Below are 26,248 nucleotides of genomic sequence, written 5' to 3' on the forward strand. Positions count from 1 at the left end.
CAACAACATCAGTGTGAAGGCCTACTTCACTTCATCCCCTGGCGTACCGGTGAGAACCATAAACATTGTTGTGCAAGGGAGGTGGTACTGATGCGCATTAAATTGTCACCGTTCAGTGCAGACGAAATACTCGTGCTCAGCAGGAGCGGCGAATCGATCACGATCAACGGCATGAAGCTCGATTTCGAAGGCGTGCATGACGGCGCGATGCTGCCTGCAACTGCGACGAACTGCTCGTGGCTGTATGGGCCAATCGAGCGGGTCGCCGGAGAGCTTACGTTGACCGTCAGGCTTCCTCATGGCGCGATGGCAAGCGCGCAGTCACGATTCCCGGTGGATATCGTCAATCCACAAGAGGGCCGCATTCAGCTCCCCACAGACTTCGACCCCAAGCCCGAGCAGCCTGAGGTTTCCTGGCCAGATACCATCGGCTCGATCGACTGGAGCCAGATGGTCACTGCAGAAATAAAGCGTGAAGCCGCTGCAGCACAGCACCTGGCCGGCGTGCAAGCAGAAATCGCCGCTCAACGAGGCGCTGCCGACTCGGCAATCGCACCGCTGCAGGATGCGGTCGACCTCGACGACGCAACCGAGGCTGAAGCCACTGCGCTGAAGGCCTGGAAGAAATACCGGGTCGCGCTGAACCGCCTGCCAGAGCAATCAGGATACCCAGTCGACATCGACTGGCCCGTGCCGCCGGCCTGACCACAGCCGAACAACGATACCCGCCGCGGCGGGTTTTTTATTGCCTGGAGAAACACATGGCTCGAATTTCCGACTCACTGGCGGGCAGCAAGAACGCTCTCGCTTTCCTCGACATGCTGGCATGGTCCGAAGGCACGTCGATCAGCAAGCACACCCGCGACGACGGCTATGACGTGGTGGTTGGCGGCATCGACAGTCCGAACACCTTCAAGAGCTACAGCACCCATCCTGGCGTGCTGGTGACCGTGAACAACAAGGGCCTCAAGTCCACGGCCGCAGGCCGGTACCAGCAACTCCAGCGCTACTGGCCGCACTACCGCGACCTGCTCAAGCTGCCCGACTTCGGGCCCACCAGCCAAGACAAGCTGGCACTGCACCTGATCAAGGAGCGCGGCGCCCTGGCGGACGTGCACGCCGGCCATATCCAGGCCGCAATCACGAAGTGCCGGAACATCTGGGCCAGCCTGCCAGGCGCTGGGTACGGGCAGCATGAGCGCAAGCTGGATGACCTGCTGTCGCACTACATCGCCGCAGGCGGGAGGCTTGCGTGAGCGGCTGGGTCTGGCGTGCGGCCGCACTATTGCTGCTGGTTGCGTCGTACTGGGGGGCCTACGACCACGGGCGCACGACCAAGGATAGTGAGTGGCAGGACAGGTGGGCTGCGCGCGATGCCAGCGACAAGCAGGCCTGGGCCTTGGCTGAAGCTGAAGAGCGCAGCAAGGAACAAGCCCGCCAACAATCAATCAACAAGGCGATTCAGGATGGACAGAAAACCATTGACCGTGCGGTGGCTGATGCTGCCGCTGCTCGTGCTGATCTCAGCCTGCGGGATGAAGTCGATCGAGCAGCCGGCCGTGCCGCAAGTGCGGCCAGCGGCCATTCCTGCACTGCCGCAGCAAGCGCGGCAGCTTCCCGCGTCGCCCTGGTGCTTGCCGACGTGCTCAAGCGCGCTGATGAAAGAGCGGGAGACCTGGCGACAGATGCTGATCAAAGCCGGGGAAGGGGAGCAACCTGCGAACAGGCCTATACTGCCCTGACCGAAATCGGAGGGCAGCATGGACGACTTGCAGGAGAAGATGGCGGCGGGTGAGCCGCTGATGCAGCAGGCGATGGATGCGGTGCGACGCTATCACGAGGCGCGAGATTCACTGACTGCCGCAGAAGAGGTCGATCGCCTGCGGCTTGAGGCAGAATCGCTTATGCAGGCTGTCAGCGAGTATCAGCAGGCTGTGCTTGGAGGTCAGGCGGCAACTCGTCATTAGCCTGAAGGCTGCCGGCCTGCGCGAGACCGACGGCAGCGGATCGCTTAGGAAGCAGCTCGAGGCAGCCAACAGGCCTTGTCAGTAAGCTTAATCGGGATTCGAGTCGATGATCCGCCTGATTTCAAGTTCCTTCTGTCGCCGGCCCAATGGAGTGGCAACGTATGTGTCGAACACATGTTTCTGCTTATCGCTCAAGCTATCGTAACCGCTATTGATCACCTGCTGAGCGACGCCGTAGGCCGGTGTACCTTCTGTCAGAAGTCCTTCATCCAGCAAATCTTGGATGGCGTCATTCAGCTCCCAGTCAACATGATCATTCCAGCCCATACCCACCCCGCTTTCTGACAAATTAAATATGTATGTATAGCACGAGACTTTGCCAGGCACAGCGACCCACGGAACGCCTCGGCTTGCCGCTGACCGGCAATTGCCTCGACTCATTCATGGCCTTACGATACTGTTTTTACATACAGTGTCAGCCATGCCTATCCCGTACCCCAAAGCATGGGTCGCCGAGCTCTACGACCGCGAGCTCTTGATCAGCGATCCAGATGCCCGCGTTGAAGTTCTGCGGCAGCAGGCCTATGCCTTGTACCTCCTGCGCGAGGTATCGTTCGAGGAAATGGGCGAAATGCTCGAGCTTGTCGAAGCGGCGCGGCTTTGGGCGCTGATAGAGCACGAAGAGGCCTGGGCGCTGGGCTTGTTTGGCGACTATCCGCAGGATCATCCCGGCGGCGCACAGGTGATACAGGGTAGCGGTAAGCCCACCTGTGAGTAGCTATATGAAGGAAGGGGAAAGGTCGGCAGAACGCCGGGATGGGCAGCCGTGGCTGCGTGAGAAATGCGTGACTCTTGTGGATGCTCACGGACACCTATGGACGTTCGGTTGCAGCGAGCGCGCCGAAAAGTGCTGTGATATCATGCCGTTAGCTTGCTTGGCATGCATGGGGTGCAAGGGGTCGAGTGTTCGAATCACTCCGTCCCGACCAAAAAACCTCAAGAAATCCAGTCACTTAGCGGTGACTGGATTTTTTTATGCCTGCGTTTTTATCTGCCCTCGGTTCTAGGGCAAACATAGGGCAAGACAGCCTTTGAGGTTGATTGGCATGTGCGCTGCGCTGTATCTCACCGGCGGGTCTCAGAGTTGAGTCGATGTGATGGCTGGGCTGTACGGCGCTTGTTTCGCATGTGTAGTGGTCAACTAATCCCGGACACTGCGTTAAGTTTTTCTTCAACGACTGCGGGCGCTAGCCCGCCGTTGAATTGGTGTGGCCGTTGCCAGTTGTAGCGCTGCATCAAACCGGCCGATATCCTGTTGTGCTAACGAAGTGCTCATGTAGCCTACGGTCGGTATCCATTCCGTTTTCAGGCTGCGAAACAACCGCTCCATTGGGGCATTATCGTGACAGTTTCCTCGTCGGCTCATGCTCTGCTTGAAGCGATAACGCCACAGACGCTGACGGAAGCTACGACTGCCATATTGACTGCCTTGGTTCGAATGAAATAGTACGTTCTGAGGGCGGCCGCGCTTCTCATAGGCCATGTCCAAAGCCTTGGTCACCAGGTCAGCATCGGGCTTCGATGAAAACGCCCAGCCTACTACTCGGCGTGCGAAAAGGTCGATCACGGCCGCCACATAATGCCAGCGACCTTGCGCCCAGCCATACGTGATATCTCCGCACCCGACTTCATTCGGCACCGCCACCGTGAACGCTCGACCCAGCACGTTCGGGGTGTCTGGCCGCTCCACCGTCGCCCTTTTGTAGGCGTGTGAGCCGGGCTGTTTGCTAATCAGCTTCATCTCTTTCATCAGCCTGCGAACCTTGAATCGCCCAATCGCCATGCCGTCCTCGCGCATCATGAGCATGGTGCTTCGGCTGCCCGCTGCGCTGCGGCTTTGGGTAAACAGCTCGTTGACGCGGCTGCGCAACACCAGCCGCTTAACGTCTGGAGATCGACGCTTGCGACAGTGTGCGTAATAGCAGGATCGGGGCACTTCAAATACCGAGCACAACAGATCAACAGGCTCTTGAGCGCGGAGCTGATCAATTAACGCGAACGCTCGTGTTCCTCGGCCATCAAGAGCGCGGTGGCCTTTTTCAAGATCAATTTCTCCCGCTCAAGCCGATTGATCCGGGCTTCTAACGCTTGAATTTTTCGCTGTTCGGGGGGCAGCGCTTTACTGGTTGGGGTCACACCGTTTCGCTCTTCCTGGAGCTGGTTTACCATCGACGCAGCGCCGACTCAATCAACCCGAGCGAACGGGCTGCTTCGATGTGGCTGTAGCCTTGGTCGAGCACCAGGCTGGCAGCTTCGCGTTTGAATTCGGGCGTAATGGTACGACGTTGCATGGTCATCAGACACCTTTCTATGGCGAGCATTCTCGCCTAAATGGGTGTCCGGATCATTAGACCACTACAGTTGCGAAAACTCTACGCGCGGGCTAAAGGCTGTTCAGCAAGACAGATGTCTGCAAGGTACTGACATCTTTAGCGCCAGAAGGTCATGAGCAACCATGACCTGATTGCTTCACTGGCCGCACTGAGAGCATGCCCGAAGCAGGTCGTAAAGGCCCCAATGGACCGAATAAGTGACAAGCGGTGCGCAATTTTAAGGCTTTTGGATAGTGGCGCGGCAACATCATTGTGGCACAATAGACAGATTTTAGCGTCGTCAGCTTAATCACTATCCTATTTTTTACCACAAGGTTGCATTTATGGACGAAGACAACTTTCCTGTTCACTGTGCTATCTCCGCCTACCAAGTCATATTACTGCGGATCTATAGTTGAACTGTGCAAAATCCACCCGCCTATTCCTAAACCTCTATTTCGTTAAAACCATTAAATGAAGTATATGCTTGAGGTAGCAGGTTCAAAATGAAATTTATTGATGTTTTCGCAGGCTGCGGGGGACTTTCTCTGGGGCTTTTAAAAGCTGGATTTCGAGGCGTTGCCGCAATAGAAAAAAGCCCAATGGCTTTTGAAACTTTGCGTCATAATCTGGTCGACGGCCACCGCTACCAGTTCGAATGGCCAAAATGGCTACCTAAACAAGCTATGAGCTGTGAAGATTTTCTTAGTACTTATTCAGAAAACATTAAAGATCTGCGAGGGAAAATTGATTTAATGGTCGGGGGACCTCCATGCCAGGGGTTTTCCACAGCAGGTAGAAGAAACCCAGCCGACCCCAGAAACAAGATGGCCGAGCAGTATCTTGAATTAGTGAAAATCATTAGACCTACTTATTTAATAATTGAAAACGTTAGCGGCTTTAACAGTAAATTCAGTGAAAAAAAACGCACAGACCAAGAAAATCAAAAAAATTTTGAACGTTCGTATGCCGACTTCATATGTGAAGAACTATCAACTATTGGCTATAGCGTATCGCGCGGGAAATTAAACTGTGCAAGATTTGGAGTACCTCAAAATAGACATCGATATTTAATAATCTGCACACTCCGAAACAAAGAAGTAAATTTCTTTGAAGAGCTACTTGGATTCAGCGATCAATTTAAAGAACAAAAAAAATTACCTCTACTTAGACCAACTTCTGTTCAAGAAGCTATATCAGATCTAGAAACTAGAGATCGGAAATTGGTCGAGTGCGTCGACTCAAGCATGCCCGGCTTTTTAGAGGCAGCCTACCAAGCACCGCAAATTTACTCTCCATACTTACATCTAATGCGCGAGGGTTTTGATGCTGCTCCTAATAGCCGGCGTTTACCTCGACATAAGCCAAATACAATACTCCAGTTCAGCAAAATTCAGAGAGCTTCAGAGCCAGGGCGATCGTTGTCTAAAAAAGCCAGAGATAATCTGGGGTTAAAAAAACATGCAATAACGGTTCTGACAAAATCTGCACCCGCGCCAACGATTACAACTCTCCCAGACGATATAATACATTATAGCGAGCTACGCATTCTTACTGCTAGAGAAACTGCTCGTATTCAATCATTCCCAGATTGGTTTGAGTTTGTAGGAAAGTACACCACAGGAGGAAAAAGCAGAAAACTTGAATGCCCTCGATACACTCAGATTGGCAATGCTGTCCCACCGCTTTTGGGAGAAGCAATGGGGCTATTGATAAAATGCCTAGATCACCAGATTTCAGCATCATATCCAGCGGAAGGAAAACTTGATGAAGCCACTTAACTTCAGGGTGAGCTCACACTTAAAGTCAATTATTGGTCGCGATCTGATCACCGATGATTTCGTGGCAGTTTTCGAACTTGTAAAAAACTCGTTTGACGCGGGGGCAAGTGAAGTCAATATCCATTTCACAGATGACTGTCTGTTCATTTGCGATAACGGAAAAGGCATGTCTTATGATGATTTACTGAATAAGTGGTTGTTCGTCGCTTATTCAGCAAAACAGGATGGCTCCGAGGATGTATCAAACAGTGATTACAGAGAAAATATTAGTATAAAAAGGTATGCCGGCAGTAAGGGTGTTGGGCGATTTTCCTGCGATCGTCTCGGCGAATTACTTATTCTCCAAACAAAAAAAGCACATAACGTAGAGGTGAACCGTCTTGAGGTAGTATGGAGTGATTTCGAAGCCTCAGCGAAAGCCGACTTTATAAATATTGATATAAAACATTCATCACAAGCAGCGTTCACTCTTCCTCCAGAAGTAAAATTTGCGCATACACATGGCACTATTTTGGAGATAGGCTTTCTCAGGGAGAAGTGGAACCGGCAAAAACTGCATGACTTAAAATCTTCGTTGGCAAAATTAATAAATCCATTCGGCCCTCAAAAAGAAACCTTCGCTGTAAATATTTATGCCGAGTCTCAAAAAGCAGAAGATCAAAAAATACTTCAGAATACCGAAGACCCACATCCAAATGAAGTAATTAACGGGCCTGTAGAAAATTTTATTTTTCAAACACTACAAGAAAAGACAACCTGGTTACGAACAACAATATCTAACGGGACTATCAAGACAGACCTGGTAGACCGCGGCAAAATAATTTACTCAATAAGTGAAGACAACAAACATCAAGAGCTCGAAGACTCTGGGTTCGAATGCAATCTCTTCTATTTAAACCGGTCAGCCAAGTCCACTTTTGCGCGCCGAATGGGAGTTAATTCGGTTTCGTTTGGATCTGTATTTTTGTTCAAAAATGGATTTCGGGTTTATCCTATTGGGGAGCAATTAGATGATTCATTCGGAATTGATCGACGCAAACAGCAAGGTCATTCCCGATATTTAGGTACGCGAGATATTCTAGGCAAAATTGATGTTTATGGCGATGACTCAAAATTCAAAGAATCATCTAGTCGAGATAAAGGGCTTATAGAAACCGAGGCTTACTCACAACTAAATGACGTATTGTGGAAAAAATGCATAATACGCTTGGAGAACTATGTTGTTGGAGTGAACTGGCGAATAAAATATGACACGGACCTAATGGACTCGAGTCATCTTACACGCGACGAAGTAAAATCAAGAATTATTGACGTCATTAATAAACTATCAAACTCTCCAGACATTCGTATTGACTACTTCGCAGACGATATACTTGGGGTCATCGACAACAAAACCAAAGACTTTAATAAGACGATAGATAATCTTTCTAATATCGCAGAAAAAATTGGCAATAAAGATTTGCAAGCAGAAGCAACTGCTGCCAAAGCACGCTATTTGGAAATGCTCAAAGCTGAAGCCGAAGCGATTCAGTACGCCGAGCGAGAGAGAGACGAGCGGAAAAAAGCTGAAGCCACTGCGGTACGTGCAGAAAAAGAATTAAAACTGGAAGTTGAAAAAAATTTATTTCTAACCTCTCTTCAGAGCTACGATAAAGATGTCCTCGAAAGCTTACACCATCAAGTTATAATATATGCGAGCAATGCCGTAAATTTAGTTGAGGCAGGCCTTTTTACTTTGAATAGCAAAAAAGGGCTGTCGAGAGAAGATGCACAAGAAATACTTGAGCATTTACTACTTCTTAATCAACAAGTCATAGCAGCGTCTAGATTTGCAACGAAAGCGAACTTCAAGCTTGACTCTAACACCATACACGAAGACTTTGCAGCCTATATCGATCAATACATAGAGAAAATATGTAAAGTATACAAAAGCCGCATAAAAATATCTACTCACCGCTCCGCATCAAACTTTAACTTGCAATTCAAACCAATTGAGGTTTGCATAATAATTGACAACCTGATTGATAATGCAATTAAAGCGAAAGCCTCAAAAATAGATATTTATATCGACAAAACCCAGAGCAACGTTCTAACCGTTATTCTTAAAGATGATGGAATCGGCATTTCTGGCGAAATCATTAATAAGGAATCCATTTTTGAAAAGGGTGTCACCACTACGAGTGGATCAGGCCTCGGACTATATAACGTAAGGCAGCTATTGCAAAAAATAAATGGGACAATAAGCCTTACAAGCTCATCATTTACGGGCACAACCTTCGAAATCAAGGTGTATAACTAATGGACGCCACCTACTGCATTCTTTGGCTAGACGACCAGAAAGATGAACTTTCTGGCGTAATAAAAAACTTAGAAAACCGTTTGCATAGCGTGGGCTTAAACATCCATATTACGTGGCAGGATAGATTTGACGAAGATAGTTTAAAGCCTTTACTAGACTCGCTCCGCAAACACTCTCCGTATGACTTGATTATGATTGACTACGACTTAGGTGTCGGAAAAATCGGCCATAAAATCACAAAACTTATAAGAAGCCAGACATACGGAGATATGGTTTTCTACAGCTCTGCCCCAGATGAAGAACTTAGAAACAGATTGTATATTGAAAAAGTTGACGGCGTATATTGCATGCAACGCACCTCATTAGCTCATGAAGTATTTGCACTAGCACAAAATGCTATACGTCGCGTAGTTCACCCGAATTATATGAGAGGTTTGGTCGTAGGCTCGGTAGGTGAACTGGAGGGGCTATTTGAAGATACTATCAATGCAATAATACGGAAGAAGGGCCATCCTAGTGAAACGGACATACGCGAGATGGCTAAAGAATCACTTCAAGAATTTATAGATGAGCTTCAGAAAGTGAACCTTCCAAGATTTGAATCAATGAAAATCGAAAAAATAATTAAAAAACTAAATCTGCGGATCAAGGTAAACTTATTATTACAACTTCTGGAGGAGGATGGTAGCAATATGAGCCTAAGCTGCCATCAGGTCATATCTAGATTTGCAGACGAAATCAACCAACATAGAATTGAGTTTGCTCATGCAAGAACGACGAATATAGAAGGAATACCCGTATTTCAAGATCGCAACAAAAAAGTATGGGGGCCAGAAGAGATGCGTAACTTGTTACTTAAACTAAGAGAGCACTACGATGCAGCACTGCACATAAATGGCTTCTTCAACCATCTGCCCTAAAATCGAAAGCTCACTCACATGTTTTAATAATTTCTGAATTTGCCCGCCTAACTGAATATCACCTCTAAAAAATTAGAGAATTCAGATCGTGAGAACTGATGCGGTGATACTACGTATGTGTGGATCCAAGGCGCTGGCAATATCTTGATGGCTGTGAGGATCTGTTCGACCTTCGCGTTGTGAGTCGGGTGGTTGCAGCCCTGAGCTGCGTGGCTAGCCTCAGAACGCTCTGTTTCACAGCGACAGTAAGAATGTGATTGCCAGTGTTTCCGGATGGCCTGACCCACACAGCGATGGACCAATAAGGAATGATCTGGCGTCGTGAGGTGCCCTGGTTGGCCTAACCCCCACTCCGATTGGCCTTGTGTCTTTCCTTGGACCTGTCGGCCAGCCGGGAGCGCTGCACGTCGAGGTTTTCGCCTCACCGATGACTGTGACCCTAGAAGGGCCTGACGTTACGTCACTTTACTGCCTTGTCCACGTACTCGGCTCGAGCGGATTGGTCTGTGATCCCAAATTTGGAGCAACCAACTATGCGCTACGTCGAAGCCGAAGGATTTCAGAAACGAGTCGTATGTGGCGTGGATACCCATAAAGACTTACATGTAGCGGCAGTCAGAGATGAACTTGATCGTGTTCTAGCCAGCGAGTGTTTTGCGACGACACGGCATGGCATATAAACATATGCTGACGTGGATGTGCTCGTTCGGCGAGCTGACACGTGTGGGCATTGAATGCACTGGAACATATGGGGCCGGGCTGCTGCGATACTTGTATCAAGCTAAGGTGACTGTTCTTGAAGTGACAGCGCCCGACAGAAGCGATAGGCGCTAACGGGGCAATGACGATACGCTGGATGTCTGTAACGCAGCTCACGCGGCTTTCGCAGGTGTTCGAACAGTCCCCCCTAAGAAGCGAGATGGGATGGTCGAATCGTTACGTGTACTCAAGGTTTGCCGCAAGACGGCAATCCAGGCTCGCCGGGTGACGTTGCAACTTATTCAGAGCACCATCGTCAGCGCACCAGATGAGCTTCGAGACATTACGAAAACTGACGCGAATACAGTTGATTCGAATGCTGGCAGCGTCGCGGCCGGAATTATCTGACTAGTCAGCTCGCGTCTGAATCGCCCCGGATTCTCTAGACACCTTGCAAGCTCATTGCGTAACGCTTTTCAAACTCTACCGGTGATAGCTGATTGTTGAAACCATGGCGGCGTTTGAATCGCCCCTGGTTTCCTAGACACTCTCCAAGCTCAGAACATAGCGTTTCTCATACTCTACCGGCGACAGCTGATTGTTGAAGCCATGCCGACGTTTTACGTTGTAGAACATCTCGATGTAATCGAACACATCACTACGAGCATCTTCCCGCGTGGTGTAGATTTTCCGCCTGATCCGTTCCCGTTTCAGAAGTTGGAAAAAGCTCTCGGCCACGGCATTGTCATGACAGTTGCCTCGGCGACTCATGCTGGCAACCAAATTGTTCGCCTTCAAAAAGCTGCGCCAATCGGAACTGCTGTATTGGCTGCCCTGATCGGAGTGAACCATCACCTCCTGTTTCGGTTTTCGCCTCCAAACCGCCATCAATAACGCATCAATGGCCAAATCACTGGTCATCTGCGACTTCATTGACCAGCCAACAACCTGACGAGAAAACAGATCCAGCACCACTGCTAAATACAGCCAGCCTTCGTACGTACGAATGTAGTGATGTCGGTGACCCAAACCTTGTTGGGTTCTACGACATCAAACTGGCGCTTCAGCAAGTTGGGTGAGGCGATTGCTGGCTTACCGCCGTACTTTCCAGGGCGACGTCGATAACCTGACTGAGAACGCAGACCTTCAAGACGCATCAGCCTTGCCACACGATGACGACCACAATCCTCGCCGGCCTCGCGCAGATCGTCATGGATTTTGCGATAGCCATAAACGCCGCCGCTCTCCAACCATGAATGCTTAATCAAACCCAGCAGTCGCTGGTCGTCTCTGGCTCGTAGAGATTGCGGCTCAGCCAGCAGGCGTAATAACCGCTGGGATGGACTTTCAGCGTCAGGCAAAGCCGTCGAATCGAATACTCGCCCGCGTGCTGCTTGATAAAGGCGTACTTCAGCCGCACTCCTTGGCAAAGTACGCGGCGGCCTTCTTTAAGATGTCTCTCTCTTCCGTCACACGCTTGAGTTCAGCGCGTAGCTTGCGCAACTCGGCCTGCTGATCATCATCTTGCTGACGCTGCTCTTGGGGCTTGCTGTAGACCTTGATCCAGGCGTAAAGGCTGTGCACGGACATGCCCAGACGCTGGGCGACATCGGCAACAGGTTTGCCTTTTTCGGTCACTTGCTTGACCGCTTCGATCTTGAACTCTTCGGGGTAACGCTGACGACTCATGGCACCTCCTATTTGGGCCTCATTATGAGGCTTGGAGGTGTCTACGAAACCAGGGGCGATTCCATCCTGGCCTATCAATCAGGGAACTAAAGTCCTGGCTAAAGCGCCTTTCTCACAACGGATTTGCAATCCGTTACATCCAAACCTCAGCCTTTCCCTATTCCCTGTCGTCTCTTTCCCAATCATACTCCCGCCGCACGCCAGCCATTGCGCCGGCCCTGTCAGCGCTCTAGTCTCCTCCGCGTTGTTGCTCATCAACGACCGGCTTTGACAGGCCATCCCTGACTCTTGGCGCACGTGCACCCTTTATGGCGGCTGTACGTGGGGCACATTCTGTGCGCCGAGTTCTAGAGTCCTCGGTCTGTCAACCCGCGTACCGCCACCACCTACTTGATCGACTGCTGGTATGTGTTAACCCCCCAATTGGTCCAATGTTGTCCGTTTGATGTTCCCTCAGTCGATACTTCGCCCGAATGCGCGTACATTGCGTTTTTGCCCGATCGGTCTAACGCAGGAAGCGAGTAGGTGCGCAAACTTATAGCGGCAATTGTGCTCAGTTTTTCCGCCATCCCATCCGCACAAGCCGGGGATGGACGCGCCGTAGAACCCACGTTCCTCGGAGTAATCGTTACGTCTTCTCTGGCCGTGACGCTGTTTCCCGTGACACTGACCGAGGACGCGGAAGCCAGCAGCCGAAATAGCAGCAAAAGCCAGGATAAAAAAATCGTGGACGCCCGCAATGATGCTGCTGCCTACGTGGCTAGCGACGGCACCATTCTGGGCGCAGAGCTACAAGCCGCCTTCATAGCGCTGCAGCCCACGCGCACGATTACCACTGAGGACGAGATGCGGCTGGCGAAGGCGATCTTGGCTTATCAGCCAGCGAACTAGAGCTCTGGCTGAATCGCTGTTCTCACGCAAATTTACAATCCGTCACATCCGAACCTCAAATTTTCCAACTTTCCTGTAGTCACTTTCCGAATCGCAGTTTGGCTGCACACTCGTCATGGCGCCGCATCCGTCGCTCTACTACGCTCCCTTCGTCGCAGCCAATTAAGCGCCCGTTTTTGCCAAATCGTCTCCGACGCCTAGCGTAGGTGCATCTTTATGGTGGCTGTACGTGGGGCACATCAACGTGCGCCGAGTTTCAATGCTCTCGGTCTGTCAACCCAAGTACAGCTGCCACCTTACTGTCTGAGTAGCCTTCTGATACAAGACTAAACGTACAGTTTCTCCGAAAATTTCAGACATTCCTTATTCCGTGTAGTCCATTTCCCATTCATACTTCCGCCGCTTTCCAGCCATTGCGGGCGCCTTCATACCGCTCTAGTCTCCCCACGTCGTTGTCAATCCAACGACCGGTTTTGACAGATCGATATCAAGCAATCCGCATGTGCTCGCTTTATGGCGGCTGTACGTGGGGCACACTCGTGTGCGCCGGGTTCCTTGCTTTCTCGGTCTGTCAACCCGCGTATAGCTGCCACCTTCTTGTTTGACAGCAGGGTGTTTGGCGGCTCCATAAAGCAAGGAGATAGCCATGCTAAAAATCGTCCCAGACCCACCCCACCACACCCCCCAGACCCTCGAAGACATCCTCATCCAACTCTCCGAATACCTGCTCTGCGCACAGACCGTGTCGCAGCACGCGGTGCTACTTCATTCCCAAGCCCCCCAGCAGATGCTCAGCCTGGCGGCCGTGCATGAGATAGAACACGCGCGGGGGTTGGTGGAGGTGGCGTTGAGTCGGGTTCAGGCTGTTCACTGATGGGGTAGTAGGGGGCTTGGGTGCTATGCGACCGCGTAGCGGTCGTTCGCGGGTCAAGCCCGCTCCTACAGGGTTTTGTGGTGTGCATTCGGCTACGGCGGTGTCTGCATTCGCTGGCAAGGCCAGCTCCTACAAGGTTATGCGGCGCCTGTAGAGCCCCCACACCTCCTGAAATTGGCAACGCTGCAGGAGCATTTTGGATGGACAAGGATTCGATTTCACCCGCCACAAACGCGATCAAAACCATCGGCGTCGGCACCTTCGGCGAAGGCGAAGCAGCCTCCAACGCCGACCGGCTGTTCCGCGTGCAACCCGGTCACAATGCGCAGTTCGCGCTGGAACAAGCCGCCGCGCTGATGAGCTGCGTGTACAAGCTCACCCTGCAAGCCGGCACCCAGCAGGACGCCTCGCTGATCTGGGCCGCGCACTGCCTCAGCGGCATGTCAAAAGCCCTGGTCGAGGACGTGGCTCACGCCATGCTCACCGACTAGTCACCCCGCACAGCAGCGGGCGAAGGGCGCCGATGCTGCCCCTCGGCCGCGGCAAGGCCGTCACCGATCACCCGCACCCGCGCCATCACCACCTGCGGCTGCTGCATCACCGCAAAGTGCCCGCCCTCGATCATGCGCAGGCTGAAGCCACCCTCGGTCACGCGCTGCCAACAACCCAGCGATTCAAAGCGCACCTGCTCGTCACCCATACCGCCAAACGCATCCACCGGGATGTCCAGGTCGCGCACATGCGTGTGGCGATACCCCAGAATCAACTCCAGGTCGGCCTGCAGTATCGGCACCGCCAGGTCCATCATCGCCTGGTTCGCCAGCACCTCCCGTGGCGTGCCGGCAAGGTTCGCCAGGTAATCGCGCAAGGCCTGGTCATTGAGTGCTGGCAGGCCAGCGCACACGGGCAGCCAGTCCGGGCTCTGGCGAGAAGACACCAGCAGGTGCACGGGCTTGCGCACCCCCTGCGCCAGCAACACCCGCGCAGTCTCGTAGGCGAGCAGGGCGCCCAGGCTGTGCCCGAACAGCACCAGCGGCTTGTCGGGCAACGCCTGGCACTGCTCGGCAAACGCCGCGGCCACCTCCGTTACCGAGCGGGCGAACGGCTCGCGCAAGCGCCGGCTGCGCCCCGGCAGTTCCACAGCGTACAACTCGCATACCCCAGCCGCCGCCTGCTTCCACGCAAAGAAGCTCTGCGCGCTGCCGCCCGCGCAGTGAAAGCAGACCAGGCTGACCGGCGCTTCGGCGTCTGCCAGCCACTGCACCAGCGGCTCAGCGGGTCTCATCGAACAGGTCCAGCTCGCTCGCCAGGTACAGCTGGCGCATCTTCGCGCGCTGGATCTTGCCGCTGGTGGTCTTGTGCATGCTGGTGGGCTGCACGAACACGATGCGGTTGAGGGTGATGCCGTGCTGGTCCACCACCGCGCTGCGTACCACCGCCTTGAGCTGACGCGGGTTGTCCTGCAGCCAGCGCTTGATCTCGCGGTTCAGTTCGATGGCCGCCACCAGGGTCTGGCGCTGCTGCTCGTTGTCGTGGCTGAACACCGCGCAACTCTGCGGGCGCACCTCGTCCAGGGCTTCGATCACGGTGTACTCGATGTCTTCGGGGTGCAGGTTGCGGCCCTCGCAGATGATCAGGTCCTTGAGCCGGCCACACACGTACAGCTGGCGGTCGTCGGGGCCGACAAAACCCAGGTCGCCGGTGCGCAGGTAATCCAGGGGGCTGCCATCGTCGATCCGCGCTTTGAAACCCGCCTCGGTCGCCGCCGGGTTCTGCCAATAGCCCTGTGCAATGCTCGGCCCGCGTAGCCAGATTTCGCCGATGTGCCCAGGCGTGCAGCGCTGTCGGCTGGCCGGGTCGACGATTGCGATTTCCACCTCCCACGAAGGCTCGCCACACCCCACCAGCTCCTGCGGTGCCCCCGCATCCACGGGCACCACCACCGAGCATACCGGCCGCCCCTGCGGCCCGCCGCTCACGAACAGCGTTGCCTCCGCCAGCCCATAGCACGGCACAAACGCGCTGGCCCTGAAGCCATGCTCCGCATACTGCTGCGCAAAGCGCGCAAGGCTTGCCGGGCGAACCACATCGGCGCCGTTGAGGGCGTGGGTCCAGTGGGACAGGTCCAGGCCCTGCAGGCGTTCGGCGTCGTAACGCTCCACCGCCAGGTTGTAGGCAAAGTTCGGCCCCCCGGCCAACCGCGCCTTGTACCGCGCAATGGCCTGCAACCAGATCAGCGGCTGACGCACGAAGGTCGCCGGCGCCATGATCACCGTGTGGTTGCCCAGCACGATGGGCAGCAGCTGCCCGAGTATCAGGCCCATATCATGGTGGTGCGGCTGCCAGGTGACGAAGTCGCTGGTGTGGTCCAGCGCCCAGCTGTCGCGCATCATGCGCAGGTTGGCAGTGATGTTGGCGTGGCTCACCCTCACGCCCTTGGGCGCCGAGGTGGAGCCGGAGGTGTACTGCAAGAAGGCGACGCGCTGTGGGTCACGCTCCGCAGGCCGGGCGAACGCCAGCGGTGCGTCGCAATCGTCGGTAGGGCTCAGCATCGCCAGCGCCGCCGCCGGGGTGCCGGCAAATGCCTGCTGCAGCATTGCCTGTTCGCTTGCGGCCACCAGCAGCAGGCGGCTGCCGCTGTCATGCAGAATGCTCAGGCAACGCTCCACCCGGCGCCGGTTCGGCAGGTTGACGGGGACGGCGATGCGGTCGGCGATCAGGCAGGCCAGAAAGCTTGCGATAAAGTCCAGGCCCTGCGGGAAGAACAGCGCCACGCGATCACCCGGCTCACTCACGGCCTGCAACTGGCGGGCGATGGCGTTGGCCCGCCCCAGCAACTGCTGGTAGCTGACCTGCTGCTGTTCTTCCCCCTGGTCGTCGAGCAGGGTGAACAGCACCTTGTGCGGGTGCACCCAGGCGCGCAGCGCCAGGCTATCGTGCACCGCCAGCAGGCCGGTGGCACTGGCCAGTTCCTGTGGGCTCAGGCAGCTCTTGTCAAACATGCGCGGCCTCCCCACGGGCGGCAATCGCCGCGATGGCGAGGGCCAATTCGGCGATGGTCGGGTGCTCGAACACCAGGGTCGGCGACAGGCGCAAGCCAAACTGCTGCTCCAGGCTGCCGATCAGTTTCATGCCCGCCAGCGAGCCGAGCCCGAACGCACCCAGGGGCGTATCCAGGTCGATGTCCTCGGGCGGCAGGTCCATTTCACAGCAGATGAATTCGCTGATGCGCGTTTGCAGCGTCTCGACCAGGGTCATGGCGTTGTCCTTGAAGGGCAGAGGGGAGGGCAGAGCAGGTTGAGCAATTGCTCCGTGGGCATGGGAATGGGCAGCTCGGGCCGGCAGCGCCGGCGCCAGCGATTGAACAGCCACAGCGAGGCATCGCCCGGCTGTTGCCATTGGTTGAGGCCGGTGAGCATGTGGGCCTGCAGTGCGCGGCGTGCGCAGGTGGCTTGGGTCGCGGGGTTGGCAGCGTCGCCAAGGCGGTCGCGCAGCGCGGCCTGATCGCCGCCGCTGTCGCTGAGGTAGAAGGCCTGCAGCGCCTCGGCCTGTTCGTTGCGCAAGCTGTCGAGCACGTAGCCGGGCGTGCGGCTGGCGAACTCGGGGTAGCGCCAGTCCGTCAACGGGCGATGCTCGGCCTGTGTCATGCCGGCAAGCTGCTGCTGACGCTCGACGGGCAGGCCGGCCTCGCTGCCCAGCAGAAACACGCTGCCGCACACCACGAAATCCACCCCCATATCGAACATCGCCTGGGCGCTGGCAGGGCTGCCGGTCAGGCCGCTGGCGCCGATCTTCGGCCCGCAAGGCTTGCGCCGGGCCAGCGCTGCCAGCAGCAGGGGCAGGTGTGTATCGGCAGCAATCACCAGCGCATCGGCGTCAGCCTCCAGCTCATCGATGCACTCGACCCGCACCTGCCAACGCACCCCAGGGCAGCGCTCACGCAGGGGCTGCCAGTGGGCCGGCGCCTCGATGCAGGCCAGTGTCTGGTCCGCCAGCCAATCAATCAGTGCCGGATCAGCGCGGCCATGCAGGCGGATACCGAAACGGCCGCCCACCTGCGGCTCGGCACTCAGGCGCAGCACACGGGCCTTCAACTGTTTTTGGTCCAGGCCGTGACTGTCGATCAGCCCCATGGCCCCGTGGCGTGCCAGTTCGCTCAGCAGCGCGGGGGCGTCAGGCGCAATCACCAGCACAGGGCGCGCAGGGGCATTCGACCGCTCAACGGCAGGCTGCTCACGAATAGCCTTGAGCATCCCGCCCAGAATCGCAGGCTGGCCGATCTCGACAAAATCCTCGACGCCCTCGGCCAGCATGCGCTCGATCACCTGCTGCCATTGCACCGGGTGGGTCAGGTGTGTGGACAGTGCCTCCACCAGCCCGTCGCGGGTATGCGGGCGCGCGTGCACGTTGGCGATCACCGGGAATGCCGGTTCGCGAAACGCTCCGCTCATGCGTTGCAGAAAGTCCCGAAACGGTTGCTCCACAGCGGCCATGTGCGCGGTATGAAAGGGCCCGCTCACCTTCAGCGCAATGGCCCGAATCCCCTGCGCTGTGCAGTGCTCCAGCAGGTGTTCAAGGGCTGCCAGCGTGCCCCCTACGATGATCTGTGTGGGGCTGTTGATATTGGCGATGGCCAGGCCTGCATCCGGCCGTTCGTCCAGCAGTGCCTGCACCCGCTGCCGATCGTGGCCCAGCACCGCCACCAGCCCGCCGCCCTGCACCTGGGCCATCAACCGCGCCCGCTCGATGACGATGCGCAGGCCCAGGCTGAAGTCCAGCGCGCCGGCAGCGGTCAGCGCCGCGTACTCACCCACGCTGTGCCCGGCCGCAACGCTTGCAACGGCGCCATCCTCACGTGCCGCCAGGTAGCCAAGCCACGACACCACATAGATGGCCGGCTGGGTGAAGGTGGTGAGGTTCAACTGCTGCTCGGGGTCTTCCAGGCACAGATGCTCGATCGAGTAACCCAGCACCGCATCGGCTTCGGCCACCAGCGCCGGAAAACGCGCGAACAACGCCGCGCCCATGCCCTTGCGCTGGCTGCCCTGGCCCTGAAACAGCCACGCCTTCATGCGCTCACCTGCTGGCGCACAAGGTCGAAGGCGCGCATCTGCATGCCCTCCAGGCGCAGTGCGCAGCGGCCATCGGCCGTGCACAGGGCCACATCGAAGGTCATGCCCTGGCGCTCGACACTCAGCTGCCGCGCGTCTCGCAACGCCTGGGGATCAAGCGTCAGCGTGCGAATTCGATAGGGCAGGCTGGTGCCCGCCGCCGTGCTCAGGTGGGTCAACAGCGCAGCCCACAGCCGGTAGCCGTCCAGGCCCTGAGGCAGTGTCGCCTGCACACCCTCTGCCGTGACGGGCAACGCCTGCAATACCGGCGCGGCAGCAACCGCAGCCGCGGTCTCGACCTGCAGCAGCACCTGCCCGTTCACACTCACCTGCCAATGCCGTGGGGCGCGGGTAAAGTGCAGCGTGTCGCTTGCCGCAAGGGCAACCGGCGGGCCAAAACACACATCGTTCCAGTGCAGCACGCTGCTTGGCTGGGCCACATGGTCCACCAGGGCGGCCAGCGCCATGCATGAACCCGGCAGCGCCGCGCCAGGCGCCCAGCAGTCGAGCCACGCCTGTGCCGGCGTGGCCGGCGCAGGTGCTGCGACGGCTGCGCTGTACCACACCCGCTCCAGCCGCCAAGGGTAGGCCGGCAAGGGATACTTGTGTGGCCGCGGTTCGTCGCCATACAGCGTGGCCCAGCCCGGGCTCGGCACTTTGCCGGCCACCCAATGCGCAGCCCATTGCTCGAGCAGTGCACGGTCGGCCCGGCCACTGCCTGCCTCCGGCGCCGGTTTGGCGGTCAGCCCATCAGCGCTGTGCCACCGGGTATCCGAGGGGCAATCAGACGACCCCAGATACGCCCGCAGCTGTTCGAACAACGCCTCGCGACTATCGACCACCACCGCCAGCCGCCGCACCATCGCATCGCGCCCCTCCTGCAGGCTGCGGGCGATGGCCGCAAGGCTGGCCGACAGGTCGCCCGGCATCGCATTCAAGCTCTCCAGCCGTGCCGCCTCTTCAGGCTGCACCGCCGCTTCGCCCACCAGCCGCTCCACCACCTCTTCAAGGCTTACCGCACCGCGCCATGCATCGATGGGTACGTCCAGTTGCAGGGCGTCCAGCGCCTGCTCCAGGCAACCTACAAAATCCTCGGCGTCCATCTTCAGTTCGGCAAGCCGGGTGGCCACACCGTTGCCTGGCATCAGCCCCAGCAGGTCGCGCAGACGTTCGTCCAGCGCCTGGCGCAGCGCGCCGCCGGCATCGGGCAAGGGCTCGCCAAAGGCCGCCAGCAACTGCCGCGCACGGGCGCGCAGGCCGTCTTCATCCTTGGCCGACAGCAGCACCAGATACGGCTGGCCGTCGGGCACGCCAGGGCTGTCGCCCCCCCTGTCGGCAGCCTTGAGCACCACATGCGCATTCACCCCGCCAAACCCGAACGCACTCACCCCGGCCAGCAGCGGTGCATCCTGTTCGCCCATGGAATGCGTGGCATCGGGCAGATAGAACGGGCTGCCCGCCAGCTCGATCTGCGGGTTGAGCGCGTCATGGTGCAGGTTGCCCACCACCTGGCGATGCTGCAGGCACAGCAGGCTCTTGATCACCGAGGCAATCCCGGCCGCGGCTTCCAGGTGGCCGATCTGGCTCTTGAGCGCGCCCAGTGCGATGGGCGTGCCGGCCTCGGTCATGGGCAGGGCGTTTTTCAGCGCGTTGATTTCAATCGGGTCACCCAGCGGCGTGCCGGTGCCGTGGGTCTCGATCATCCGCGCCTGGCTGGGGCAATGGCCGCTCTGCTGCCAGGCCCGGGTGATCACCTCGGTCTGCGCCTTGGGGTTGGGCGCGGTAAAGCTGTGGGCACGGCCGCCGTGGTTCTGCGCGCTGGCGCACACCTGGCCGTAGATGAAGTCGCCGTTGGCCTGGGCTGCCGCCAGCGGCGCAAGCACCAGCGCGGCCACCCCTTCGCCGCGCACATAGCCGTCGGCACTGGCGGCGAAGGTCTGGCAATGTCCGGCATGGCTGAGCATGCCGGCCTTGCCGAAGGCGATGAACAGCTCCGGCCCCAGCAGCAGGTTGACCCCGCCCACGATCGCCAGCTCGCATTCACCGTCCTGCAGTGCCTGCCGGGCACGGTGCAGTGCCACCAGCGAGCTGGAGCAGGCGGTGTCGATGGCCTCGCTGGGGCCGTGCAGGTCCAGGCAGTACGACACCCGGTTGGCGATGGCTGTCAGCGCAATGCCGGTGCCGCGCCAGGCATCACTGGGCACGCCGTCGCGGCGCATCAGCGTGGGGTAGTCGGCATGGCCCACGCCCACGAACACCCCCACCCGCCGTTTGGCCAGCTGGCCCGGCGCGTAGCCGGCATCTTCCAGCGCCGCCCAGGCCGCCTGCAAGAACAGCCGTTGCTGCGGGTCCATGCCTTGCGCTTCGCGGGGCAGAATGCCGAAGAAGCGCCCGTCGAAGCGGTCGACCCAGGGCATGAAGCCGCCGCGCTGGCAGTATGTGGTCTCTTCCCCGGGGTTCAGCGTGCTGTCGTGGTCGCGCCAGTTCCAGCGCTCGGCCGGCACCTGGCCGACCGCATCGCGGCCTTCGCGCAACAGCTGCCAGAACGCGCGCAGGTCTGGCGCCCCCGGCAGGCGCGCGCTCATGCCGACCACGGCGACCGGCGTCACGACGGGCATGAGACCGGCTCCCGCTCTTGGACGTGGTGTGCGGCGCTGCTGGCGTCATAGGTGTGGGCGATGCTCAGCAACGGGCTCTGGCGATTGCCGGCCTGGGCCCGCTCGCGACCCTGGCGCAGCTCCTTGGCCAGGTAGTGCAGGTAGGTGGGGCCGTGCATCTCGTAGTTGTTACGTGGGGTGGCCAGGAACTCGCGCTCGATCACCTTGCGCTCGGCGGCAATGTGCGCGCGCTCGGCCTCGGCACCGGGGCGCTGGTACGCACCGGCAAAGTAGTCGGCGGCCACCTCGGCCTGGCGCTCCATCATGTCCAGAAAGCCCCAGGTCACGGCCTGGAACACGCCGATGAAGGCAAGGTTCGGCACCTCGGGCAAAAAGATTCGCTGGTACAGCGGAATGCGGTTTTCCTCGATCTGCAACAGGCTCTGGGGCAAGAACGGGAAGTCGGTGTGATAGCCCGTGGCGTAGATCACCGCGTCCACTTCCAGGCTGCTGCCATCCACGAAGTGCACGGTGTTGCCGTCGATGCGCTGCACCTGCGGCACCACCTTGAGCTTGCCGTCGCCCACGCGGTTGGCGAAGTTCTCCGACAGCGTCGGCAGGCTCGACATCATCAGATGGTCGGGCTTGGGCATGCCCAGTTGCTTGCGCTTGGCGATCAGCAGCTTGTACAGGCCGGTGAACATCAGCCCGGTCAGCGGGTAGGGCAGAAGCTTCTTCACCCACCAGTCGTTGAGTGGGCCCATCACCTTGTCCACGCGAATGCCGAACAGGTAGTGCGGCAGCACGTACACCCCACGGCGCAGCGACAGGTAGGTCATGCGTGCATCGTGGCTCACGTCCACGGCAATCTGCGCGCCGCTGTTGCCCACGCCCACCACCATCACGGTCTTGTCCTGGTAGGGGTGGCGATAGCGATAGTGTTTGGAGTGGATGCTGTCGATCCGGGCAGTGGCTGCGTAGTCCGGCAGGTTGGGCGTGTTGTGGTGCCCGTTGGCGACCACCAGCGCGTCGTAGTGGCGTACTTCGCCCGAGCCCAGGGTCACCCGCCAGGTGCCGTCGGCCAGGCGCTCGGTGTGCTGCACCGGGCACTCCAGGTGAATGCTGTCGCGCAGCGCGAAGTGCTCGACGAAGCTGTCCAGGTACGCATGCACCTGGCGGTGCGAGGGGAAGTCCGGGTAATGCGACGGCATGGGGAAGTCGCTGAACTGGTACAGGCCCTTGGGCGTGTTCATGTTCATGCTGTGCCACACCGAGGTGTGCTCGCCCGTGTGGTCGAAGGCCCAGATACCGCCGATGCGGTCGCGCTTGTCGAAGCAGTCGAAGGCTATGTGCTTGCGCTTGAGCGCGCGGGCCATCGACAGGCCGCCGACCCCGGCGCCGACGATGCACACCCTGGGGCCTGGCCCGGTCAGCGGGCGAATGGCGGCCACACCCGGTGCGGCGTGGCTTGGCGAGTTGACGCGAGTGTGCTCAGTCACAGGTTGGGTCCTTTTTTTTTAGGGTGGGTGAGGCTCGACAGAAACTGCGCAGTGCGCGTATCGCCCAGGTGCCGGTTGTGTTCGGCGCAGTCCTGCAGCACGCCGTCCACGCCCCGGGCCAGGGCCCGGCGCAGGTTGGCGACCATCAGGTCGATGCTGTCGCGGTCGATGTTCAGCGGCGGCAGGTAGCGCAGGCAGTGGTTGTGGATCGGGCACACGGCTGCCGCCACCCCGCCTTCGGGGTCGCGCAGCAGGCTGCCCCACAGCAGGTAGCCGAAGCTGCGCTCGACAAACGCCGGGGTGCCGGCCAGCTCCAGCTCCACCGTCAGCAGCAGGCCCTCGGCGCGCACTGCGCGAATCAGCGGGAACGCCCGTTGCAGCTCCAGCAGGCGCTGGTGGAAGTACTCCCCCTGCGTTCGCGCATGGGCCAGCGCACCCTCGCGCTCCAGTGCCTGCAGGCAGTTCAGCGCCAGGTGTGCGCTCAGCTGGCTGATGCCGCGCCCCTGCAGGTCGGCCACGCGCTGCGGTTGTCGCTGGGCGCCAGCGTGGGTCACGGCCTCGCTGCACAGCACCACGCCCATCGGCAGCAGGCTGTCGCACAGCGCGCTGCCCAGTGCCACGATATCCGGCTGCGGCACCTGTGCCTGGCTGTGCAGAAAGCGCCCGGTCATCAGGTTGGTCTGGGTTTCGTCGATGCCCACCAGGTAGCCGCCGGCGTCGCGATGGCGCTCGATCATCGCGATCAGGTGGGGCGGTACCGGGCGCGAGGCATTGGCATCGACCTGGATCGTCTCGAACCACACCAGGGCGATTTCGCCGCTCAGCAGGTGGCCCTGCAACTGCGCCTCGGCGTCTTCGGCCAGCGGGTCGATGAACACGGTATGCGCATGCAGTGGCTCGAACGGCGCGCGGAAGATATCGAAGCCCAGCGTGTGCGAGGCCGCGGCGCTGAGCATCGAGAACCCCAGCCCGCCGCTCAAGCACAGCAGTTTGTGACGTTCGCCCCTGGCCGCCAGCAGGCCGAGGGTCAGCGCGGCCTCCACGGCGGTGACGTTGCTGGAGGCCGGCAGCGCCATCGGCAGGCCGGTGTTGTGCTGCAGCAGGCCTTGCAGCTCGCCCCAGTAGTCGCGCCGGGTGTCGTGCTGGCGCGCGACCTGCTCGATCACATCCAGCGGGTTGAGGCCGCGCGGGCAGGTGCCCACGTTGACAAAGCAGTCGATGATTTCCCGCGAGGGTTCGCCATCGTGCATCAGCCGTGAGCGCACCCCGCGAGCCTCGTGGAAGCGCCCATCGAAGCCGTGCATGCGGGCGATCTTCGCGTAACCGCGGTTGCCGTAGCACAGGTGCGCCTGGTAGGTCGCTTCGCTGCTGCTGGCGATGCGGCGCAGTTCGCGTTGTTCATCCACGCTCAGCCCGGCGGCGAACTGCGCCATCAGGTGTTCGAAGGCCAGCTTGAACGGCAGGCCGAAGTTGCTCATCACATGGCGCACATAGCTTTCGTTGGGCGTCATCAGCCACGGGTTCTTCACCCGTTCATGTACCAGGCAGGCGCCCAGCGGCGCCTGGAACCCGCTTAGGCCCTCGCCCAGCACGATCAGGTCGGGGCTTTCGCACAACGCCAGCAACGGCCAGTGCCCGGCCTGCCGGGCAGGCTCCACCACCAGGCTGAGAATGCCGCTGCCGGCCAGCTCGCGCAGCCAGGCATCGCAGGCCTCGGCGTTGGCGTCGGCGGCCTGGATGCAGGCCACCGCCGCCAGTTGCTCGGGCCCATGCTGGCGCTGGTAGGCCAGCGCCTGGGCAAGGCTCGCCACCACCCGGATGCCGGGTACCAGCGCACTGGCATCGGCGCGCTGCAGCGGGTTGAAGTAGCGCGCCCAGTAGCCGCTGTCGTCGATCAGCAGCAGTTCGCCCTGGCCGTCGGGGGTGCGGTTGCGTGCATGGTGGCGGGCCAGGCGCAGGGCCGCATCCAGGGCTTCCTCCAGCGAAGTCATGAAGTAGCTGCGGTAATCGGCAGGCTCGCGCTTGCCGCGCTTGGCCAGGTGATTGAGCAGCAGGGCGGTCTGCGCGGCGGGCGCCGACAGGATCGCGCAGTGGCCCTGTTCGCCCTGGCGCACGTAGTCTTCCAGCGTCTGCAGGGTGTGCGCGGTGGCCGGCTGAAACACCGGGGGCACGGGGCGCCGGGCCGGGCCTTCGGGGGTTGGCAGGTTGTGCAGAAACTCCAGCAGCAACTGGTTGTAGCGTTGGTGATGGGTAAAGCCCAGCAGGTGCCCGGCGCCCTGCACCTCGATCAGTTCGGCATGCGGCACGGCGTTGGCGATCAGCGCCGAATAGGCCGGCGGCTGATAGGCATCGTCGCTGGCGCAGATGATCCTGCACGGGCAGTGCAGGTTGCCCAACTGCGGGCGCAGGTCGAAGTCGCCGATCACCTGCTGGTAGGCCGGCAGCGCTGCCATGTTCCAGCCGCGGTTGAGGGTCATGAAGCGCGGGCTTTTCTGCAGCTCGCCCATCAGTACCGGGAAGTTCGACGCGCCTTCGCTGAACGGCGAACTGACGCTGATGCACAGCCCTGCGCAGCGGTGCGGGTGGGCCAGGGCAAAGGCCTGGGCCAGCACGCCGCCGAACGAATAGCCGATCACCGGCAGCGGCTGGTCGATACCCAGCTGATCCAGCAGCACCACGATATCGGCCACCAGGTGCGCAATGTCGAACGCGGGCGGCAGCTCGGCCTCGCCGCAGCCGGGCAGGTGCAGCATGATCAACCGGTGCCCGCGCCCCAGCGCCTGCAGTTGCAGGCGCCACATCACGTCGTACTGCATCACCAGCCCGCCCAGCATCAGCACCGGCGTGCCGCTGCCATAGGTCGCGCATTCCAGGCGCGGCGCGCCGGGTCGGTGGATCTGCACCCGCGTGGCCTGCTGGCACAGGCTGAACTGTTCGTCGAGCAGGGCCTGGCTGGGCTCGTACTCGTTGCTCACTCGCGTGCCCTGGACCACCGCCGGGGCAGCGGGGGCGAGGTGCTCATAGCGTTGCCACAGCGCCTCGATGCTCAAGGGGCCTTGCGTAGCGGGTGTGGCCACTGCGCCGGCAGCCACGGGCGCAACCACCTGCGCCATCGGTGGCGCCGCAGCCACAACCGGTGCGGGGGCGGGCAAGGGCGCACTGTCACCGTAATGCTCGAGCAACTGCCCGTGATGGTTGGCCAGCAGGTAGCCGCAGAAACTCTGCAGGTTCTGGAATTCGAAGAACACCGTCGGTGGCACGCTGATGCCGAAGCGCTGGGTGAACAGCGTGCCGATTTCGGTGGAGGCGATGGAGTCCAGGCCATAGTCCATCAATGCACGCGTGGGCGAAAAGTCCGCCGGGTCGATCTTCAGCACGCCCAGCAGCAGATCGCGCAGGTCCTCCAGCAGGCGCTGCTCCAGCGGCGGCGCGGCGCCGGCATCCAGGCTGTCGAGCAGCAGCAGCGCCTGGCGCGCACTCAGCGCGCCGGCATCCGGGTCGCCCGTCAGGGGCAGGTGGGTCGGTTGGTTCATGGTCGGTTCCCCGGCG

At 59.0% G+C, this 26,248-nt stretch carries 19 protein-coding genes and 3 pseudogenes; 12 read left to right on the forward strand and 10 right to left on the reverse strand.

Annotated elements, in window-relative coordinates:
• The 4 genes from JZZ72_RS28155 to JZZ72_RS23600 all read left to right on the forward strand — a co-directional run.
• Window positions 1-705: tail fiber assembly protein (locus JZZ72_RS28155; protein WP_328825185.1), on the forward strand; the 705-nt coding region annotated here is incomplete at its 5' end.
• A 56-nt stretch (window positions 706-761) separates the two neighbouring features.
• Window positions 762-1,256 carry a glycoside hydrolase family 24 protein gene (locus JZZ72_RS23590; RefSeq protein WP_210015242.1) on the forward strand — a complete coding sequence of 165 codons (495 nt, stop codon included), beginning with the start codon at window positions 762-764 and terminating at the stop codon, window positions 1,254-1,256.
• A complete protein-coding gene (locus JZZ72_RS23595; RefSeq protein WP_081315111.1) occupies window positions 1,253-1,795 on the forward strand; it encodes a DUF2514 family protein in 543 nt (180 codons plus the stop codon). The genes JZZ72_RS23590 and JZZ72_RS23595 overlap by 4 nt, the downstream gene beginning before the upstream one ends.
• On the forward strand, window positions 1,761-1,967 hold the full coding sequence (locus tag JZZ72_RS23600; protein WP_058540434.1) for a hypothetical protein: 207 nt from the start codon (window positions 1,761-1,763) through the stop codon (window positions 1,965-1,967). Before JZZ72_RS23595 ends, JZZ72_RS23600 begins: the two co-directional genes overlap by 35 nt.
• An 87-nt stretch (window positions 1,968-2,054) precedes the next feature.
• Here the strand turns inward: JZZ72_RS23600 and JZZ72_RS23605 are convergent, their stop codons facing one another.
• Window positions 2,055-2,294 (reverse strand): hypothetical protein, encoded by a 240-nt coding sequence (locus JZZ72_RS23605; protein ID WP_210015243.1) that lies wholly within the window; start codon window positions 2,292-2,294, stop codon window positions 2,055-2,057.
• Between the two features lie 154 nt (window positions 2,295-2,448).
• Here JZZ72_RS23605 and JZZ72_RS23610 point away from each other — a divergent pair, with 154 nt between their 5' ends.
• Window positions 2,449-2,745: a hypothetical protein gene (locus JZZ72_RS23610; RefSeq protein WP_210015244.1), complete on the forward strand. Its 297-nt coding sequence runs from the start codon at window positions 2,449-2,451 to the stop codon at window positions 2,743-2,745.
• A 419-nt stretch (window positions 2,746-3,164) separates the two neighbouring features.
• Here JZZ72_RS23610 and JZZ72_RS23615 read toward each other — a convergent pair.
• Window positions 3,165-4,324: pseudogene (locus JZZ72_RS23615) on the reverse strand (IS3 family transposase).
• Window positions 4,325-4,845: 521 nt separating this feature from the next.
• Between JZZ72_RS23615 and JZZ72_RS23620 the strand changes: the two are divergent.
• From JZZ72_RS23620 to JZZ72_RS27920, 4 genes and pseudogenes are all read left to right on the forward strand, one after another.
• Window positions 4,846-6,120 carry a DNA cytosine methyltransferase gene (locus JZZ72_RS23620; RefSeq protein ID WP_210015245.1) on the forward strand — a complete coding sequence of 425 codons (1,275 nt, stop codon included), beginning with the start codon at window positions 4,846-4,848 and terminating at the stop codon, window positions 6,118-6,120.
• Window positions 6,107-8,419, forward strand: coding sequence for an ATP-binding protein (locus tag JZZ72_RS23625; protein WP_210015246.1), 2,313 nt, complete (start codon window positions 6,107-6,109; stop codon window positions 8,417-8,419). The genes JZZ72_RS23620 and JZZ72_RS23625 overlap by 14 nt, the downstream gene beginning before the upstream one ends.
• Window positions 8,419-9,339, forward strand: a complete 921-nt coding sequence (locus JZZ72_RS23630; RefSeq protein ID WP_210015247.1) for a hypothetical protein — start codon at window positions 8,419-8,421, stop codon at window positions 9,337-9,339. The genes JZZ72_RS23625 and JZZ72_RS23630 overlap by 1 nt, the downstream gene beginning before the upstream one ends.
• A gap of 533 nt (window positions 9,340-9,872) precedes the next feature.
• Window positions 9,873-10,447: pseudogene (locus JZZ72_RS27920) on the forward strand (IS110 family transposase); the annotation flags it as partial.
• 131 nt (window positions 10,448-10,578) lie between these two features.
• On the opposite strand, the pseudogene JZZ72_RS23635 reads toward JZZ72_RS27920, so the two are convergent.
• Window positions 10,579-11,727: pseudogene (locus tag JZZ72_RS23635) on the reverse strand (IS3 family transposase).
• A gap of 525 nt (window positions 11,728-12,252) precedes the next feature.
• Between JZZ72_RS23635 and JZZ72_RS28160 the strand changes: the two are divergent.
• The 3 genes from JZZ72_RS28160 to JZZ72_RS23650 all read left to right on the forward strand — a co-directional run bounded on the left by JZZ72_RS28160 (window position 12,253) and on the right by JZZ72_RS23650 (window position 13,983).
• On the forward strand, window positions 12,253-12,618 hold the full coding sequence (locus tag JZZ72_RS28160; RefSeq protein WP_210015248.1) for a DUF2388 domain-containing protein: 366 nt from the start codon (window positions 12,253-12,255) through the stop codon (window positions 12,616-12,618).
• A 646-nt stretch (window positions 12,619-13,264) separates the two neighbouring features.
• Window positions 13,265-13,492: a hypothetical protein gene (locus JZZ72_RS23645; protein WP_078481922.1), complete on the forward strand. Its 228-nt coding sequence runs from the start codon at window positions 13,265-13,267 to the stop codon at window positions 13,490-13,492.
• A gap of 200 nt (window positions 13,493-13,692) precedes the next feature.
• Window positions 13,693-13,983, forward strand: a complete 291-nt coding sequence (locus tag JZZ72_RS23650; RefSeq protein WP_210015249.1) for a DUF3077 domain-containing protein — start codon at window positions 13,693-13,695, stop codon at window positions 13,981-13,983.
• Here JZZ72_RS23650 and JZZ72_RS23655 read toward each other — a convergent pair.
• Genes JZZ72_RS23655 through JZZ72_RS23685 form a run of 7 tightly spaced genes read right to left on the reverse strand, consistent with a single transcriptional unit; the run spans window position 13,980 to window position 26,232 of the window.
• A complete protein-coding gene (locus JZZ72_RS23655) occupies window positions 13,980-14,777 on the reverse strand; it encodes a thioesterase II family protein (RefSeq protein WP_210015250.1) in 798 nt (265 codons plus the stop codon). The two genes, JZZ72_RS23650 and JZZ72_RS23655, sit on opposite strands and share 4 nt — an antisense overlap.
• Window positions 14,764-16,494 carry a fatty acyl-AMP ligase gene (locus JZZ72_RS23660; RefSeq protein WP_210015251.1) on the reverse strand — a complete coding sequence of 577 codons (1,731 nt, stop codon included), beginning with the start codon at window positions 16,492-16,494 and terminating at the stop codon, window positions 14,764-14,766. Before JZZ72_RS23660 ends, JZZ72_RS23655 begins: the two co-directional genes overlap by 14 nt.
• Entirely contained in the window at window positions 16,487-16,750 is a 264-nt protein-coding gene (locus tag JZZ72_RS23665; protein ID WP_043860793.1) for an acyl carrier protein, read from the reverse strand. Before JZZ72_RS23665 ends, JZZ72_RS23660 begins: the two co-directional genes overlap by 8 nt.
• Window positions 16,747-18,564, reverse strand: a complete 1,818-nt coding sequence (locus JZZ72_RS23670; RefSeq protein WP_210015252.1) for an acyltransferase domain-containing protein — start codon at window positions 18,562-18,564, stop codon at window positions 16,747-16,749. Before JZZ72_RS23670 ends, JZZ72_RS23665 begins: the two co-directional genes overlap by 4 nt.
• A complete protein-coding gene (locus tag JZZ72_RS23675; RefSeq protein WP_210015253.1) occupies window positions 18,561-21,221 on the reverse strand; it encodes a beta-ketoacyl synthase N-terminal-like domain-containing protein in 2,661 nt (886 codons plus the stop codon). Before JZZ72_RS23675 ends, JZZ72_RS23670 begins: the two co-directional genes overlap by 4 nt.
• Window positions 21,209-22,699 carry a flavin-containing monooxygenase gene (locus JZZ72_RS23680; protein WP_078481915.1) on the reverse strand — a complete coding sequence of 497 codons (1,491 nt, stop codon included), beginning with the start codon at window positions 22,697-22,699 and terminating at the stop codon, window positions 21,209-21,211. Before JZZ72_RS23680 ends, JZZ72_RS23675 begins: the two co-directional genes overlap by 13 nt.
• Window positions 22,696-26,232: an alpha/beta fold hydrolase gene (locus JZZ72_RS23685; protein WP_210015254.1), complete on the reverse strand. Its 3,537-nt coding sequence runs from the start codon at window positions 26,230-26,232 to the stop codon at window positions 22,696-22,698. Before JZZ72_RS23685 ends, JZZ72_RS23680 begins: the two co-directional genes overlap by 4 nt.
• Window positions 26,233-26,248: the final 16 nt, after the last annotated feature.

This window comes from Pseudomonas palmensis (genome assembly GCF_017848315.1).
GTDB lineage: Bacteria > Pseudomonadota > Gammaproteobacteria > Pseudomonadales > Pseudomonadaceae > Aquipseudomonas > Aquipseudomonas palmensis.